The sequence below is a fragment of the Schumannella soli genome, from assembly GCF_006517435.1.
Lineage (GTDB): Bacteria > Actinomycetota > Actinomycetes > Actinomycetales > Microbacteriaceae > Schumannella > Schumannella soli.
The window spans coordinates 122,014-136,699 of record NZ_VHQG01000004.1; the positions used below are offsets into that span (position 1 = coordinate 122,014).

Sequence of the window (14,686 nt, forward strand, 5' to 3'; positions counted from 1 at the left end):
TCGGTGGTCTGGTTGGTCGGGGCGACAGGATTCGAACCTGCGGCCTCCCGCTCCCAAAGCGGGTGCTCTAGCCAAGCTGAGCTACGCCCCGCGGATTCCAGTCCCGCGGGGGCTGGGCGGCGGAGCTGACGCTCCACCACGATTGCCTGGCATTGCCCGGAAAACGGCCGCGCGACAGTCTAGCGGAGGGCGCGGCCGGGTTCCTGCGCGCGAGGGCTCCGTCCGAGCGCGCTCGCGTTCCGCTGCGAGCGGTCAGCGGTTTCGGGGCGCCGCGGCTTCCGCCCGGATCCGTGCACGGATGCCGGTGGAGAGGACCGCCGAGCTCCATACCCGCTCCGTTCCAACGTCGAGCGGCTTCCGTGCACCGATCCGGGACCGAGCCCGGGCCTCACGGGCGGTCTTCTCGTCGTCGGGACTCGCCGCCCTCTAGTTTCAGAGACGTGTCGATCTTCGATCTCATCGCCGCCGCCCCCGACCCCGCTCGCGCCGACCTCTTCGTCACGCCCGAGCTCATCCTGCGCAGCCGCGGCTTCGAGCCCGGCGGCGGACTCCGCAAGCACGTGCACGCGAACCTCGACGAGGTCTTCATCGGACTCCTCGGAGAGACGACGGTGTACGCCGGGGATGCGGTGATCCGCCTCGGCGTCGGCGAGACCCACTTGGTGCCGCGCGGCATCCCGCACGAGATCCGCAACGAGAGCGACGCCCCGTCGCGGCTCGCAATCGTCAAGTCGCCGGGCGACGACGACGACACCGAGTGGCTCTGATGCGCTCAACCCGCGCGACCCGCTCGATCCGTCGACGCTGAGCGACCGCCTCGGGGCGCGTCCGAGCTTCGCCGTTCGCGCGCGTCGCTCCCCCGGATGTCGGTGGTGAGGCGCACCCTGTCCGCATGGCCGACATCGACATCCGCGAACTCCGTGCATATGAGCCGTACTGCGTGCGCTGCGGCGAGTCCGGTCCGATCGAGACGAGCGCGTTCCTCGCCTTCGCGTGGGAGCAGTCGCACCAGTGCGCCGAGGATGCCCTCGACGCCCGCGACGGCGACGACCTGTCGAGCGAGCTGCGCTCCGCCTGACCGGCCTTCTCGGCCTCGCACGGGCCCGCGGCGCAGAACCGCCTCATCCGTGCGTTAGGCTGTCTCCCGGTTCCAGCTCGACTGGAATCACGGGGATGTAGCTCAATGGTAGAGCCTCAGTCTTCCAAACTGATTACGCGGGTTCGATTCCCGTCATCCCCTCCACACCGGCGCCACAGCCGAACACGTCTCCGCGACCGAACCGCTAGTGCGGGGCGATCGCCAGCTTCGTGCCGAAGCCGATCAGCACGGTTCCCGTGATGCGGTCGATGATGCGGATCGCGCGGGCGTTGCGCAACCAGCGCGACGCGACCGACGAGGCGACGATGATGCCCGCGAACCAGACGACGCTGATCAGGTTGTGCACGATCGCGAGCACGAGGCCCATGACGATCGGCGACGAGCCGTGCGGGATGAACTGCGGGATCGTCGCGATGTAGAAGACGCCCACCTTCGGGTTGAGCAGGTTCGTCATCGCGCCGGTAGCCCAGGCGCGCACGTAGGGATGGCGTCCGCGGGTGTCGATCGTCGGCACCTCCACCGGCGCGTGGGCGCTGCGGCGGAACGACTTCCAGATCAGCGAGGCGCCGAGGTACACCATGTAGAGCGCGCCGGCGATGGTGAGGATGCGGTACGCCAGCTCCGAGGCCGCGAGCAGCGCCGACGCCCCGACGGCCGCGGCGACGCCCCAGACCAAGGCGCCCGATTCGATGCCGGCCGCCGTCGCGACGGCGACGCGCTTGCCCTTGGTGAGGCCGGAGCGCAGCACGAGCGTCGTGTCGAGCCCGGGGATGATCGTGAGCAGCGTCGCCACCACAGCGAAGCCGCCGATCGCCTGCCAGAAGGTCATGGCCGGATTCTAGGAGCGCGGCCGAATCTCGAGCGCGCACCCGCGACGCGACGCCCTCGGCTTTCTAGCTGTAGCGGCGCGTCAGCCGCACAGCGACCGTGTCGCCGATCTGCTTGCCGAGCTTTGCGCGCAGCTTCGCGCTGATCGACACCATGTGACCGCCACGGCCCGTGACCATGACGCCGACGTCCGGCAGCTCGACGTCGTCGATCAGCACATCGCAGCGCACGGCGCGCTTCGTGCCGAACAGCTCGGCCGAGTCGGGCACTTCGACGCAGCTCCACATCTCGCCTTTGACGTCGACGCCGATCGGCGCCTGGAATGCGACGTCGAGGTCGATCGGGTGCTCCAGCCTCGGCGTCATGGACGTTCCTCCTGGTCGGCAGCCCGGTCGGGATGCTTCTGCGTCTTCGTGACGGCGCCGTCACGGTCGTAGTGAATCCACTCGCCGGATCGCTTGCCGTGCACCCACTCGCCCTCGTCCATGAGCGCGCCGTTCGGATGCCAGCGCCGCCACCTCCCGTGCTGCTCGCCGTCGAGGAACGCACCCTGCTGCAGCAGCTCGCCGTTCTCTCGCCACCACGCCCACTCGCCCGTGAACCGCCCCGCGAGGGACTGCCCTTCGGCTTTCCTGCCGCCGTTGCGATAACAGTGCGCAGCGCGCCCCGACTTCTGCCCGTCGACGTAGTTCTCGAGGCCGCTCAGGCTGCCGTCGGAGAAGTGGATGCGGTGCTCGCCATCCCGCGGCGGCTCGCCGTCAGTCATGCTCGACTTCTCCCTCGTTGAGCTCGCCACGATCAGCTCGCCGGCAGCGGCGCCGCGACCTCCCAGACGTGGCCGGCCGGGTCGCGGAAGGCCGCGGTGCGGATGCCCCAGGGCCGGTCGAGCGGGCCGTTGAGCAGCTCGACGCCGCGCGAGCGCAGCAGCTCGGCCGTCGCATCCACGTCATCGACCTCGAGGGTGAACTGCACGCGCACGCCGGCAGCCGCGTCGCCGACGGTCGCGGGGCCCACGAGCCCCGCCGCCTCGGAGACCTGCAGCAGGTTGATCATCGTCGGACCGAACACGAAGACGCCCGACACCTCGTCTTCAAAGTGCACGGGCAGATCGAACACGCGCGCGTAGAACTCCTTCGCGGCGGCGATGTCTTCGACGAAGAGGGTGACAGCGGGGATGCGCGCGGTCCAGGTCGACATGTGAACACCGTACACATCGTGTCACGCAATCACCAGGCTCGACCATCAGGCGCATCGGCCCGCGGGTTCCGACGATCAGCCCGTCGGCGGATGCGCCGATCCGGCCCGACTGCGAGCATCGAGGGGATGACGACGCCCTCCCCCACCACCGCCTGCGAGCAGCTCGCCCGCGTCGCCGACCGGCTCGCCGAGCGCACCGACGACCCGAACCGCTTCCTGCGCGCGCTCGCCTGGAACTGCGCCGGCGTGCGCCTCGACCCCCGCGGGGTTCTCGATCTCGCACGCGGCGGCCGCAACCGCTTCCGCGGCGGCGGGTTCCGCGCCGAGTTCGACGACGGCACGACCGGCCAGGTGCGGCACTTCGCCGGGATCGCGGTCGCGCCGGTGCTGATCGGCGAGGGCGCCACCCGCTGGGCGATGCGCACGGTTCTGCGCGATCCCGAGACGAGCGCCGACCACCGGCTCAGCCTCGCGGCCCTCGAGTTCTCGCGAGAGCTGCGCCACGGCGCGCTGCCCCTCTCAGCTGCCGGCGACTGGGTGCGCGAGCGGCTGGCGGCATCCCCGTCGTGAGCTCGCGCCGCGGAAGCAGCATCGCGTCCGGCACGCGGACGATCCGCAAAACCCCCGACACGCTCGACTGGACGACCTATGACGACGTTTTTGGTCACGATCAGATAACGGCCGGGGTACAGGAAAGTCGAGCCGATCTCCGTCGAGAAACGAGACCTTGTCGGCCGCTCCGAGAAAGCCCAGTTCAGAGCGATGGTATGCATACGCCATGCCCCCTGATCGAGGGATCTTGCAGTGTCCGCACTAAGGAGGACAGACGCATCCGGCACGTCTACCCCCGAAAAGGTGACAATCCCCCCGAAACGGGGGGACGTATATTTCCTTCAGCCGCCGAGCACGTCCCCCCGAATCGGCGGCCACCCGAAAACCCGAATCACCTTATGTAACCCCGATACATAGGAGCCCTCCGATGACTCTCGTCACCCCCACGACGACCGCCGCACCCGCCGGCTGGTACCGCGACCCGCTCGGCCTCCCCCAGCTGCGGTGGTGGAACGGTATGACCTGGACCAACACGATCCAGGAGACCCGCCCCGAGGTGCACGTCGGCGAATCCGCATTCGCGAGCGCATCGGAACCGCTGGTCGGCACCTTCGTCGCCTAGGCGACACCGTCCAGCACGAGTCGCCTCGCGCGACACCTGCCCCACAGCTGCAGGGCCGCGTCATCGGAGGGATGACGCGGCCCTGTTGTGTTCCCCGGACCCGGCGGCGCTGCGGTCGACTCGACCGTCCCGACTGCACCGCCGGGTCGCTGCGCGCGGCTCTCAGCTCGCGCTGACCTGCAGCCAGGCGAGAACGGCCAGCACCCTCCGGTGATCCGAACCGGAGTCGTCGAGACCGAGCTTGCCGAAGATCGCCGAGACGTTCTTCTCGACCGCCCCGACGCCGATCACCAGCGTCTGAGCGATGCCGGCGTTCGTGCGCCCCTCGGCCATGAGCTGCAGCACCTCGCGCTCACGCCGGGTCAGCGACTGCACCGGATCACGACGGCGCCCGATGAGCTGGGTGACGACCTCGGGGTCGAGAACGGTGCCGCCCTCGGCGATCCGCGAGATCGCGGCATCCAGCTCGGCGAGCGACGCGACCCGGTCTTTCAGCAGATAGCCGACTCCCCCGGCGCCCGAGCCGAGCAGCTCCTGCGCGTAGGCGACTTCGACGTACTGCGAGAGCAGCAGGATGCCGACCTCGGGCCGGGCGCGCCGCAGCTCGATCGCCGCCCGCACGCCCTCGTCGCGGAAGCTCGGCGGCAGCCGCACATCGAGCACGACCAGCCGCGCATCCGTGCGCTCGACCGCCGCGACCAGGTCGATCGCGTCGCCGAGCGCGCCGACGACCTCGTGTCCCGCCTCCTCGACCACGCGCACGAGGCCTTCGCGCAGCAGCACCGAGTCGTCGACGACGAGGATGCGCAGCGCGGCCATGCCTCCCACCGTAGGGGGAAGCACGGCCGCGTCCGTCAGCTCGGCGACGGTCACCGCACCAGCGGGAGGTGCGCCACGAGCTCCGTGCCGCCGCCGGCCGGACTGGTCAGCGTGAGCAGTCCGCCGAGTCCGCGCAGCCGCTCGTCGATGCCGGCGAGACCGTGGTCGGCCACCGGGGCGGCGCCGCCGCGCCCGTCATCGAGGATGTGCAGGTCGAGCCAGATGTCGTCGGTGTCGGGGATGCGGCGCAGGCGCAGCGTCACCACGGCCGAGCTCGCACCGGCGTGCTTGGCGGCGTTCGTCAGCGCCTCCGCAGCGATGAAGTAGGCGTTGCGCTCGACCTCGGTGGGCAGCTCGATCTCGGCGGGCAGCTCGTCGACGAACCGTGTCGGCACCGCGCTGCGATCGCAGAGCCCGGCCAGCGCGGCGCGCAGTCCGCGATCGAGCAGCAGCGGCGGGGCGAAGCCGCGCGACAGCGCCCGCAGCTCCTCGAGCGCCTCCTTCGACTGCGCGAGCGCCTCGCCGATCAACGCCCGGCTGCGCTCGGGATCGGCGTCGAGCTGCCGCTCCGCCGAGGCGAGATCCATCTGCAGACGCACGAGTCGCTGCTGCGGGCCATCATGGATGTCGCGCTCGAGCCGGCGCAGCGACTGGCCCTCCGCTGAGGTCGCGGCGGCGCGCGACTCGGTCAAGGTCCGCACCTCGTCACGCAGACGATCGCTCGACCAGGCGCCGAGCATCCCCTTCGCCACACCCCAGTGGATGACCGTGAGACCGCGGGTCACGAACGGGAGAGTGACCGCGAAGATCACGCCGCTGATCAGGTAGAGCAGCGGCAGCAGGTCGAAGCTCTGCGGCACCCAGGGCAGCAGGTCGTGCGCGACGCGGCCGAGCACGTTGCCGTCACGCCCGGCGTCGGGCAGGAAGCGGCTCCAGAACCAGTACGTCAACCCGCCGAGCGAGCCGGCGACCCAGGTGATCGCGATCGACCAGCTGAACGGCCCCAGGATGATCGCGACGACCGTGCCGTGCAGCAGGTGCAGCCAGTAGTGGCCGTCGGCGACCGGCGCGAACACCCGCGCGAGGAAGCCGTCGCCGCGGGTGCGTCGCCGCCAGTCGGGGCTCGGGATGCGCGGGCGACCGCTCGCCGCGAGGCGCATGAGCTCGAACTCGCCGAAACCGCGGGCAGCCCACAGCGCGGCGAGCGCGATGAAGAAGCCGACGACGATCGGGATCATGCCGATGCCCATCCAGAACACCGTCTGCAGCACGGTGACGGTCACGATGGAGATCGGCAGCAGGGGCAGCAGGTACCCGAGCTCGCGCGGCACGGTGCGCCAGAGCCCGAGGTAGCCGCGGCCGGATGCGGAGGTCGCCGGAGTCGGCGGCGCGGGCGGGCGGGCGGTGTCGGCGGTGGGAGCGATGTCGGTCGGCAACGTCGTGGTCATGCTCCGAGTCTGCGAAGCGCACGGGCTTCTGAGAATGGCGTGCGCATCCGGTTCGAACGGGGGTTAACCCCCGAAAATACAGGGGTAAGTGGAGCCTCAGCTTGCTTGCGGAATACATGCAGGTGCGTAGCGTTGTCCCCGACAGCAGGCCGCGAGGCCGTTCTTCCGCCCCCGCGGGATCGAAGATCCAGCCTGGCGGAGCAGACATGCGAGGAGAAGAAATGACCGACGTCAAGGCCGTTCCGACCACCACCCTGAACCCGGACGCCGTCGCCGGCACCGCGCAGTTCCTCACCCCGATCGTCGTGGGCCTCACCGCGCTCAGCGTCGACGGCAAGCAGGCGCACTGGCACGTGCGCGGCGCCAACTTCCAGGCCGTGCACGAGCTGCTGGACGACGTCGTCGACCACGCTCGCGAGTGGGCCGACACCGCCGCCGAGCGCGTCGTGGCCCTGGGCCTCCCGCTCGACGGACGCATCCAGACCGTCGCCGCGGCGACCACGACCCCCGAGCTGGCGACCGGCTTCCAGCAGGCCGACCAGACCATCGCGCAGATCGTCGCGCAGATCGACGCCGTGCTGGTAGATGTGCGCACCGCGATCGACGAGCTCGGCGAGATCGACGCCTCGAGCCAGGACGTCGCGATCGAGATCGCCCGCGGCCTCGAGAAGGACCGCTGGTTCCTCTTCTCGCACATCGCGGCCTGAGTTCGACCGCTCCTCGTCAGAAGGCCCGTCCCGCAGTGCGGGGCGGGCCTTCGGCGTCTCCGGGCGCAGCTGCGGCTCGGGCTACAGGGCGTCGTGCGTGAACTCGCCGGCGAGCAGGGTCGCAGCGACCGGGAGGCCACGCAGAGCGTCACCCGACGGATCGGCGGATGCCGCGACCGGGTCGGCGTCGAGGATCGCGAGATCGGCCGGATTTCCCACGGCGAGGCTGCTGCGCACCGACGCCGCGAGAGCCGCCGCGAACGGCACGACCTGCTCGGGATGCCACGGCGCGAGCCCGTCGCGAGCGCGGGCCGTCGCCGCCGCGATCGTGACCCACGAGTCGAGCGGGGCCACCGGGGCGTCCGAGCCGAACCAGAGCCGAGCGCCGGAGTCGGCGAGGCTGCGCCAGGCGAAGCTGCGATCGGTGCGACCGGCCCAGAGAGCATCCGCCACGTCGCGGTCGTCCATCGCGTGCTCGGGCTGCACGCTCACCTGGATGCCGAGCCGCGCGAAGCGCGCGAGGTCGGACGGGTCGACGAGCTGGGCGTGCTCCATCCAGCCGGTCGTCGCCACGGCAGCGGTCGCGTCCGCGGCGGTCGCGCGGCCGCGCGTCGCGGCCTCCGCATCCGGCCCGAGCAGGCCCGCGGCGTTCAGCGCCTCGAAGACGTCGAGCGCGCGCGTCACCGCCTGGTCGCCGATCGCGTGGATCGTCGGCACGAGCCCTGCGGCGAGACCCTCGCGGGCGCGCTGCTCGAGCTCGGCGCCGGGGTTCACCTCGAGTCCGTGCGCGGTCGCACCGCTGAGCCCCTCGTAGGCGTGCACGCAGTGCGCGGTGCGGGTGTTGAGCGAGCCGTCGGCGAAGAGCTTGAACTCGCCGCCCTCGACCAGACGATCGGTTCCCTCGAGTGCGACGTAGCTGCGCTGCCCGCGCTCGCGGGCCGTCGCGAGGTCGTGGGGGTACACGGCCGCGCGCACACGGATTCGCGGGAAGCCGTCGATGGCGCGACGACGCAGCCAGGCGCCACCCGCATCCGCCATCTCCAGGTCGCGGATGCCGACCACGCCGCGCTGCGCCGCCGCCTCGACCGCGTCGGCGACCCAGCGGTCGGTCGTCGCGGTCGGCAGGGCGCTGAGCTGCGCCATGGCGTCGAAGGCGGGCTGCTCGCGCAGCACCGGCTCGTGCTCGTCACGGCCGAGGATGCGCAGTGCGAGCGGATTCGCCCAGACCGTATGCAGGTCGTGACTGATCGCGGCGATCGGATGCGCGCCACCGAGCAGCTGCGGATCGAGGGCGTCGGCCCACAGCGCGTCGCGGAAGCCGTGCCCGACGAGCACCGTGCCCGGCTCGGGCGGGGTTCTCTGCGCGTGCTCGACGAGGATGCGCGCGGCCTGAGCCGCCGAGGTCGCCGCGCTCACGTCGACGCGGCGGCGGGCGATGGCCCACTGCACGAGGTGCACGTGGTGATCCCACAACCCGGGCACGACCCCGCGGCCGGCGAGGTCGCGGCGCTCGGCGCGGGCCGCGTCGGGATGCGCGGCGACGGCCGCGGCGCCGACCGCGGCGATGCCGTCGCCGACGATCAGGAGCGAGTCGGGCTCGGCGGCGCCCGCCAGAGTCTCAGGGCGAGCCGGGTCGAGGAGGCGCGCGCCGGTGAGCAGGAGCGCGGGGGCGGTGGTCATTCGGCGGTCTCCGTCGAGGTCGTCGCGGTGGTTCCGGGCATGTGCGCGCCATCGGTCTCGGTCGGGTCCGTGGTCATGGGGGTCGCGGCGTCCGCGACCGCATCCAGCTCGACCCGACGCCGCATCTCCGCGGCGAGCGCCGGCTGCGCGTAGGGTCCGTCGCCCTCGAGCTCGGCGATCACCCGCTCGCGCACCTCGGCCGGCTTGTTCTGGCTGAGCTTGGCGCGCGCATCCACCCGATCGATGCGGATCCGGATGCCGACCGTGCCCTTCGACAGCCGGCGCGCGCCCTCCTCGTCGAGGTCGAGCGAGCGGCCGCCCTCGACCTGCTGCTCGAAGTGGTCGGTCAGATGCTCGAGCACGAGGTAGTTCTCGTCGAAGTCGAGGATCTCGGGCCGGCCCCACAGGTGCGCCGTGATGTGGTTCCACGTGGGCACGTTCTGCCCCTCGGGGTACCAGGCCGGCGAGACGTAGCCGTGCGGGCCCTGCACGATCAGCATGACCTCGTGCTCGCCGAGCTCGTGCAGCCGCTCGTCGGGGCGGCCGACGTGGCTGACGACGACGATCTCGTCGCCCGTCGACGCCTCCTCGTCGAGCAGGAACGGGTAGTGCGAGGCGACGAGCCCGCTCGCGGTCGACGAGACGATCGTCACCCAGGGGTTGTCGCGGATCAGCCGGCGGATCTCGTCGCGCTCGGTGAGCAGGAAGTGCGGCGTGTGGCGCATCCGCTCAGGATGCCAGAGGCGGCACCCGCGAACGGTTCAGCGCCGCGCCGTGCCGCGCCCTCGCGCGCCCTCGCGGTCAGCGCCTCACGCCTGGTCGAGCGGGCACCAGTAGAGCTTGCGCCCCGCCATCTCCTGCATCGCGATCTCGGTACCGCAGACGCGACACGGCAGACCCGTGCGGTGATAGACCCAGTGCCGGTCGTCGCGGCTCGCGAGCGCGCGCGCCTTGGCAGCGCCGCGCAGCCCGTCGATCGTCAGCATCTGGCCCGTCTTCACGCCGATGCGCAGCAGATGATCCCAGTCGGTCCAGAGCGCGCTGAGCACGTCGCGCGGCAGCTCGGCCGCCGTCGCGAACGGCGAGAGCCGCGCCCGGAACAGCATCTCGGCCCGATAGACGTTGCCGATCCCGCTGACGACTGACTGGTCCATCAGCACGAGCCCGATCGCCTGGCGCTTGCGCCCGGCCAGCTCGAGGAAGCGCTTCTCGCCGCGCACCCGGCCGTCGACGAGCGGGTCGGGGCCGAGGCGGGCGAGCACCGCATCCACGCCCTCGCCGTCGAGCACCTCGCAGGCCGTCGGCCCACGCAGATCGGCGACCGCGTGATCGGTCAAGAGGCGCACCCGCACCTGGCCGATCGGCTCGGGCGGGAAGCCTTCGAGCTCAGCGCCGAGCCGCTCCGACTCGGCCATGCGCAGGCGTCGCGGGGCGCCCATCGACGCGAGCGAGTCGGCGTTGTCGCGGGCCGTGCTCTCGGGATCGCGCGCGACCGCGGGCACGTCGATGTCGCCCGCGAAGTCCCACGCGCCGTACATGCCGAGGTGAACGCGCAGCCAGAGTCCGTTGTCGAACTCGAGGAACATCTGCTTGCCCACCGCCCGGCAGCGCACGATCGTGCGGCCGTCGATCAGGCGCGCATCCGCGGCGAAGCGACCCTGCGGGCTCGACACGGCGACCGGCGTGCCCTCGAAGTGCCGCGCGAACTGCGCGGTGATGCGGTGGACGGAATGGCCCTCGGGCATGTCAGCGGATCTCGTGCCCCGCGATCGCGCCCGTCGCCTCGAACTCCGCGAGCTGCGCGATGCGACGCGCGTGACGCTCCTCGGCGCTGAACGGCGTCGCGATGAACAGGTCGATGAACTCGATCGCCTCGTCGACCGTGTGCTGGCGCGCGCCGATCGAGATCACGTTCGCGTCGTTGTGCTGACGGGCGAGCTCGGCCGTGGAGCGGTTCCAGACGAGCGCGGCGCGCGCGCCCTCGACCTTGTTCGCGGCGATCTGCTCACCGTTGCCCGATCCGCCGAAGACGACGCCCAGCGCATCCACCCCCGCCTGCTGATCGGCGACGACGGCCTGCGCGGCTCCGATGCAGAAGCTCGGGTAGTCGTCGAGCGGGTCGTAGCTCGTCGGACCGTGGTCGATCACCTCGTGCCCCGCCTCGGCCAGATGCTGCTGCAGCGTCTGGCTGAACTCGAGACCGGCGTGGTCGGTGGCGATGTGGATGCGCATCAGCTCTCTCCTGCGTCGCCGACATCGGAGACGACCCAGGCGCCCGAGCCCGTCTTCGTCAGTCGGTAGATGTTCGTGTACTTCTCCGTGCTGCCGCCCGAGGAATCGACCTCGTCGACCGTCACGGTCGCGGTGCCGCCGTCGGACTTCGACGCCGTCACCGTGAACGTGTAGGCGTACTTCCCGTCGACCCGGTACTCCTTCGCGTCGCTCACGAAGGCCGAGCAGCTGAAGTCGCCGTTGTAGTAGTCCTTGCGGAACGCCGCCGTCGTCACCTTCGTGAAGGCCGTGCAGTCGGCCTTCTCGAAGGCGCGGTTGAAACCCTCGACGACGGCCTGCGGGCTGCCCGCGGCGGCCGCCTCGGTCGTGCCGACCGAGAGCGAGGGGATGATCACCGCGGCGCCCGCGATCGCGGTGCCGATCACGACGACCAGCACGACCGCGAGCACCCAGGGCCAGGCTCGGCGACTGCGCGACACCGGCTCGGTCGGCGGGAGCGGCGGAGCGGGCGGCGGGAACTGCGGCGCCGGCTGCCCCGGCTGGGGCGGCCCGTACGGCTCGACCATCACGCCTCCTCGGATCGCTCGCCAGTCTAGGGTTGACGACGGACACGATCCGCACAGATTCAAGGGAGCACTGCGTGCCTGGAGAGAACCTCACCCGCCTCGAAGCCCGCGACCGCAAGGCCGTCGTCGACGTCGAGAGCTACGACGTCACGCTCGACCTGACCACCGGCGCCGAGACCTTCCGCAGCACCACCGTGGTGCGCTTCACCGCCCACGGCGCGACCGAGACGTTCATCGACGCCATCACCCGCACCGTGCACTCCGTGACCCTCAACGGCGAGAAGCTCGACCCGGATGCGGTCAGCGACGGCGTGCGCATCCAGCTGTCGAACCTGCTCGAGCACAACGAGCTCGTCGTCGACGCCGACGCGATCTACACGAACACCGGCGAGGGCCTGCACCGCTTCGTCGACCCGGTCGACGGCGAGGTCTACCTCTACTCGCAGTTCGAGGTACCCGACAGCCGCCGCATGTTCGCGGTCTTCGAGCAGCCCGACCTCAAGGCGACCTTCACCTTCCACGTCACGGCGCCCGCCAACTGGGCCGTCGTCAGCAACTCCCCCACCCCCGAGCCGGTGTTCGCGGGCGACAGCCTCGCCACCTGGCACTTCGAGCCCACGCCGCGCATCTCGAGCTACATCACCGCGCTCATCGCCGGGCCGTACCAGGCCGTGCACAGCGAGCTGACCAGCGCGAACGGCAACGTCATCCCGCTCGGTGTCTTCGCCCGCAAGTCGCTGTTCCAGTTCCTCGACGCCGACTACATCTTCGAGAAGACCCGCCAGGGCTTCGCCTACTACGAGGAGAAGTTCGGCTACCCGTACCCCTTCGCGAAGTACGACCAGCTCTTCGTGCCGGAGTTCAACGCCGGCGCGATGGAGAACGCCGGCGCCGTCACCTTCACCGAGACCTACGTCTTCCGCTCGAAGGTGACCGACGCCATCAAGGAGCGTCGCGTCGTCACGATCCTGCACGAGCTGGCCCACATGTGGTTCGGCGACCTCGTGACCATGAAGTGGTGGAACGACCTCTGGCTCAACGAGTCGTTCGCCGAGTGGGCCTCCACCATCGCGACCGCCGAGGCCACCGAGTGGACCGAGGCGTGGACGACGTTCCAGGCCATGGAGAAGAGCTGGGCCTACAAGCAGGATCAGCTGCCCTCGACCCACCCGATCGTGGCCACGATCGACGACCTCGAAGCCGTGCAGGTCAACTTCGACGGCATCACCTACGCCAAGGGCGGATCGGTGCTGAAGCAGCTCGCCGCCTGGGTCGGCATCGACGCCTTCTTCACCGGCGTCGGCAACTACTTCCGCAAGCACGCCTTCGGCAACACCGAGCTTCGCGATCTGCTCGTGGAGCTGGAGGCCGCCAGCGGCCGCTCGCTCGACGGCTGGGGCGCGAAGTGGCTCGAGACCGCCGGCGTCAACACGCTGCGCCCGGCCCTGACGGTGGGCAGTGACGGCACGATCGAGCGCTTCGCGATCGAGCAGAGCGCGCACCCGGACTACCCCACCATCCGACCGCACCGTCTCGCGGTCGGCTTCTACTCGCTCGACGGCGGCAAGCTCGTGCGCACGCACCGCCACGAGCTCGACATCGACGGCGCGTCGACCGAGGTGCCCGAGCTGGCCGGACTCGCGCGTCCCGAGCTGATCCTGCTCAACGACGACGACCTCGCCTACGCGAAGATCCGCCTCGACGAGGTGTCGCTGCAGACCGCGATCGCGCACCTGCGCGACATCGAGGAGCCGCTCGCCCGCGCGATCGTCTGGGGCGCCGTGTGGGATGCGACCCGCGACGGCGAGGCCAAGGCGAGCGACTACATCCGCCTCGTGCTCGACAACATCGCGACCGAGACCGAGTCGACCACGATCCGCCTCAGCCTCACCCAGTTGACGCAGGTCGCCCGCAGCTACGTCGCCCCGGCGTCGCGCGCCGCGGCGATCGAGGAGGTCGGCGACACGCTCTGGACCCTCGCGCAGAATGCGGAGCCCGGATCGGACGCGCAGTTCCAGTTCGTGAAGTTCTTCGCGAACATCGCCTCGACCCCGGCCCACGCCGAGGTGCTGCGCGCGCTGCAGAGCGGCCAGACCCGCCTCGACGGACTCGACATCGACACCGACCTGGAGTGGGAGCTGCTCGAGGGACTCGTGCTCACCGGCGTCGCCGGCGACGACGAGATCGTCACCGCCGAGACCCGCGACAACACCTCGAACGGCCAGCAGGCCGCCGCTCGCGCGCGCGGCACCGTGCCGACCGAGGCCGGCAAGAAGGCCGCACTCGACCGCGCCCTCACCGACGAGCAGATCCCCAACGCGATCCTGCGCATGCTCGGCATGGGCTACCAGCACGTCAACGACCCGGCCGTGCTCGAGCCGCTCGTCGCGCCGTACTTCGACGCGCTCGAGTCCATCTGGAAGAGCCGCAGCTACAAGATCGCCGAGTACATCGTCGTGTGGTTCTACCCGAGCGCCCTCGCCTCGCAGGCCCTCGTCGACACCACGAACGCCTGGCTGGATGCGCACCCCGACATCCCGGCGCTTCGCCGCCTGGTGCAGGAGAACGTCGCCGGCGTCGAGCGCGCCCTCGCCGCGCAGGCGGTCGACGCGGCGTAGTCGCCAGTCCACCTCGCACTGCGGGCATCGCCCCGCGCACGCGTCCCGGAGGGGGCGTCGGCTCCGGTCGGCGTCCCCTCTGTCGTTGGGTCGAGGATGCGGACCGAGCCCGGCCTGCTGGGGGGGGGGGAGGGTAACGCCGATACTGTTCGTGCTTCACGCGGATACTGGCGAGACGCTGAGGCGGTGCCAGGGGCGCCGACGGGCCTTCGGCTCGCCAGTATCCGCATCGCCCACACGGCAGCGTCGGACCCGCGAGGACGCCGACCGGACACGTGTCGGATGCCGTTGATCCCGGTGCCACACCCGCGGCTACTG

At 70.8% G+C, this 14,686-nt stretch carries 17 protein-coding genes and 2 tRNA genes; 7 read left to right on the forward strand and 12 right to left on the reverse strand.

The window, feature by feature from the left end:
* Window positions 1-13: 13 nt before the first annotated feature.
* A tRNA-Pro gene (locus FJ657_RS13250) sits at window positions 14-91 on the reverse strand.
* A gap of 349 nt (window positions 92-440) precedes the next feature.
* Between FJ657_RS13250 and FJ657_RS17110 the strand changes: the two genes are divergently transcribed.
* The 3 genes from FJ657_RS17110 (at window position 441) to FJ657_RS13265 (ending at window position 1,243) form a co-directional block, all read left to right on the forward strand.
* Window positions 441-767 (forward strand): cupin domain-containing protein, encoded by a 327-nt coding sequence (locus tag FJ657_RS17110; RefSeq protein WP_181408977.1) that lies wholly within the window; start codon window positions 441-443, stop codon window positions 765-767.
* A gap of 125 nt (window positions 768-892) precedes the next feature.
* Complete coding sequence (locus FJ657_RS13260; protein WP_141164200.1) at window positions 893-1,078, forward strand: hypothetical protein; 186 nt, start codon at window positions 893-895, stop codon at window positions 1,076-1,078.
* 91 nt (window positions 1,079-1,169) lie between these two features.
* Window positions 1,170-1,243: transfer RNA gene (locus FJ657_RS13265), tRNA-Gly, on the forward strand.
* A gap of 40 nt (window positions 1,244-1,283) precedes the next feature.
* Here FJ657_RS13265 and FJ657_RS13270 read toward each other — a convergent pair.
* From FJ657_RS13270 to FJ657_RS13285, 4 genes are all read right to left on the reverse strand, one after another.
* Window positions 1,284-1,928: a LysE family translocator gene (locus FJ657_RS13270; protein ID WP_141164201.1), complete on the reverse strand. Its 645-nt coding sequence runs from the start codon at window positions 1,926-1,928 to the stop codon at window positions 1,284-1,286.
* A 64-nt stretch (window positions 1,929-1,992) separates the two neighbouring features.
* Window positions 1,993-2,292, reverse strand: coding sequence for a DUF1905 domain-containing protein (locus FJ657_RS13275; RefSeq protein WP_141164202.1), 300 nt, complete (start codon window positions 2,290-2,292; stop codon window positions 1,993-1,995).
* Window positions 2,289-2,693 (reverse strand): toxin-antitoxin system YwqK family antitoxin, encoded by a 405-nt coding sequence (locus FJ657_RS13280; protein WP_141164203.1) that lies wholly within the window; start codon window positions 2,691-2,693, stop codon window positions 2,289-2,291. Before FJ657_RS13280 ends, FJ657_RS13275 begins: the two co-directional genes overlap by 4 nt.
* Window positions 2,694-2,725: 32 nt before the next feature.
* Window positions 2,726-3,124, reverse strand: a complete 399-nt coding sequence (locus FJ657_RS13285; RefSeq protein ID WP_141164204.1) for a VOC family protein — start codon at window positions 3,122-3,124, stop codon at window positions 2,726-2,728.
* A 126-nt stretch (window positions 3,125-3,250) separates the two neighbouring features.
* On the opposite strand from FJ657_RS13285, the gene FJ657_RS13290 reads away from it, so the two are divergent.
* Together FJ657_RS13290 and FJ657_RS13295 are read left to right on the forward strand one after the other, a co-directional pair.
* Complete coding sequence (locus FJ657_RS13290) at window positions 3,251-3,694, forward strand: hypothetical protein (protein WP_141164205.1); 444 nt, start codon at window positions 3,251-3,253, stop codon at window positions 3,692-3,694.
* Between the two features lie 409 nt (window positions 3,695-4,103).
* Window positions 4,104-4,298, forward strand: coding sequence for a DUF2510 domain-containing protein (locus FJ657_RS13295; RefSeq protein WP_141164206.1), 195 nt, complete (start codon window positions 4,104-4,106; stop codon window positions 4,296-4,298).
* A 162-nt stretch (window positions 4,299-4,460) separates the two neighbouring features.
* Here the strand turns inward: FJ657_RS13295 and FJ657_RS13300 are convergent, their stop codons facing one another.
* Together FJ657_RS13300 and FJ657_RS13305 are read right to left on the reverse strand one after the other, a co-directional pair.
* A complete protein-coding gene (locus tag FJ657_RS13300) occupies window positions 4,461-5,117 on the reverse strand; it encodes a response regulator (RefSeq protein WP_141164207.1) in 657 nt (218 codons plus the stop codon).
* A gap of 50 nt (window positions 5,118-5,167) precedes the next feature.
* Entirely contained in the window at window positions 5,168-6,565 is a 1,398-nt protein-coding gene (locus FJ657_RS13305; RefSeq protein WP_141164208.1) for a sensor histidine kinase, read from the reverse strand.
* 221 nt (window positions 6,566-6,786) lie between these two features.
* Here FJ657_RS13305 and FJ657_RS13310 point away from each other — a divergent pair, with 221 nt between their 5' ends.
* On the forward strand, window positions 6,787-7,272 hold the full coding sequence (locus FJ657_RS13310) for a Dps family protein (RefSeq protein ID WP_141164209.1): 486 nt from the start codon (window positions 6,787-6,789) through the stop codon (window positions 7,270-7,272).
* 81 nt (window positions 7,273-7,353) lie between these two features.
* On the opposite strand, the gene FJ657_RS13315 is transcribed toward FJ657_RS13310, so the two are convergent.
* The 5 genes from FJ657_RS13315 to FJ657_RS13335 form a co-directional block, all read right to left on the reverse strand.
* Window positions 7,354-8,952, reverse strand: coding sequence for an amidohydrolase (locus FJ657_RS13315; RefSeq protein ID WP_141164210.1), 1,599 nt, complete (start codon window positions 8,950-8,952; stop codon window positions 7,354-7,356).
* The gene (locus FJ657_RS13320) at window positions 8,949-9,677 is read right to left on the reverse strand and encodes an FMN-binding negative transcriptional regulator (protein ID WP_141164211.1); all 729 of its coding nucleotides are present in this window, start codon (window positions 9,675-9,677) and stop codon (window positions 8,949-8,951) included. Before FJ657_RS13320 ends, FJ657_RS13315 begins: the two co-directional genes overlap by 4 nt.
* Before the next feature lie 84 nt (window positions 9,678-9,761).
* Window positions 9,762-10,697, reverse strand: a complete 936-nt coding sequence (locus tag FJ657_RS13325; protein ID WP_141164212.1) for an Fpg/Nei family DNA glycosylase — start codon at window positions 10,695-10,697, stop codon at window positions 9,762-9,764.
* Between the two features lies 1 nt (window position 10,698).
* Window positions 10,699-11,184, reverse strand: a complete 486-nt coding sequence (locus FJ657_RS13330; protein WP_141164213.1) for a ribose-5-phosphate isomerase — start codon at window positions 11,182-11,184, stop codon at window positions 10,699-10,701.
* Window positions 11,184-11,750, reverse strand: coding sequence for an Rv0361 family membrane protein (locus tag FJ657_RS13335; RefSeq protein ID WP_141164214.1), 567 nt, complete (start codon window positions 11,748-11,750; stop codon window positions 11,184-11,186). The genes FJ657_RS13330 and FJ657_RS13335 overlap by 1 nt, the downstream gene beginning before the upstream one ends.
* A gap of 74 nt (window positions 11,751-11,824) precedes the next feature.
* Between FJ657_RS13335 and pepN the strand changes: the two genes are divergently transcribed.
* A complete protein-coding gene (gene pepN / locus FJ657_RS13340) occupies window positions 11,825-14,368 on the forward strand; it encodes an aminopeptidase N (RefSeq protein WP_141164215.1) in 2,544 nt (847 codons plus the stop codon).
* The last annotated feature ends 318 nt before the right edge of the window (window positions 14,369-14,686 follow it).